Origin of the sequence: Kocuria oxytropis (genome assembly GCF_040981195.1) — a bacterium.
Classification (GTDB): domain Bacteria; phylum Actinomycetota; class Actinomycetes; order Actinomycetales; family Micrococcaceae; genus Kocuria; species Kocuria oxytropis.
This window is the reverse complement of the sequence record NZ_JAVFXA010000057.1, coordinates 1-1,111: the sequence shown is the minus strand read 5'-3', so window position 1 is coordinate 1,111 and position 1,111 is coordinate 1. Positions and strand designations below refer to the sequence as shown.

The window sequence follows — 1,111 nt, the reverse complement described above, 5'->3', positions numbered from 1 at the left end:
AAGAGGGCATGACGTTATTGGCACGGGCCGGGACGCGTGAGGCCGGGGGCTGATCACCACAGGCGGTATGGGGCCGATGGTAATTGAAGTGGTTCACCCACACCCCGATCGCGTCCCGGCGGGCCTGCTCGCTGGCGTAGGGGCGGGCGTAGAGCACCTCGTCGGCCAGCAGCCGGTTGTACCGCTCGACCTTCCCGTTGTGCCGCGGTGTGTAGGGGCGGATGCGCTGGTGCCGGCCGGCGAGGGCCTCCACGCAGCGGGTGAAGTCCCGGGCCTTGTAGTTGGCGCCGTTGTCCGTCACGATCCGGTGCAGCCGGGTGATGCCGTGGGCGGCGAAGAACGCCCGGGCTCGGCAGAAGAACCCCATCGTGGTGGTGGCCCGCTCGTCGGCGAGGGCCTCGGTGTAGGCCAGTCTCGAGAAGCCATCCACGGCCGAGTGCAGATAGGTGTAGCCCACCTTCGCCCCGGGCCCGCGCTTGGCCGCCTTCGCCGCGGTGGACCCGCGGCCGTGGGCCCGCCAGCCGCCGCCGTCGGGAATCCGCCCGACCTTCTTCACATCCAGATGCACCATGTGCCCGGGCCAGGCCGCACGGATCCGCCGGGGCGGGCGCCTGAGATCGTCCCCGGCCGGGGTGAGGTTGCGCAGCCGCGAAATGCCCAGCCTGGCCAGCCACCGGCCCACGGTGCGCAGATGCAGCTCGTGCCCCAGATCCAGCAGGTGGCGGTGGATGCGCCGGGCGGACCACTTCCGTTCCCGTCGTAGGGACTCGATGAGATCCACGACCACTGCCGAGGTGCGGGTGCGGCTGGTGTGCGGGGCGCAGGAGCGGTCGATCAGCCCGGCTTCACCGTCAGCGAGGTAGCGGGCCACCCAGGTGGTCACCGTGGGCCTGGAGACCCGGAACTCGGCAGCGACATGGGCCTTCGGAACCCCGTCGTGGAGGTGGCGCAGCACCATGTGCAGCCGGCCAGTGGGGGTCAGGGGTGCGTTAATGTGGGTCATGAACGGGCTCTCTTGCTGCGGACGGACGGTGTAGGAACTTCCATCCTGGGCGAGGAGCCCGTTCCTCATCTCACCGACGCACCCGTGGCAAGAACCTCATGCCCCGCA

1 protein-coding gene is annotated in these 1,111 nt (G+C 70.0%); it reads right to left on the bottom strand.

Annotation, left to right across the window (positions count from 1 at the left end; genetic code table 11):
- Positions 1 to 1,003: IS481 family transposase (locus QYM41_RS17545; protein ID WP_368801055.1), on the bottom strand; the 1,003-nt coding region annotated here is incomplete at its 3' end.
- Between the last annotated feature and the right edge of the window lie 108 nt (positions 1,004 to 1,111).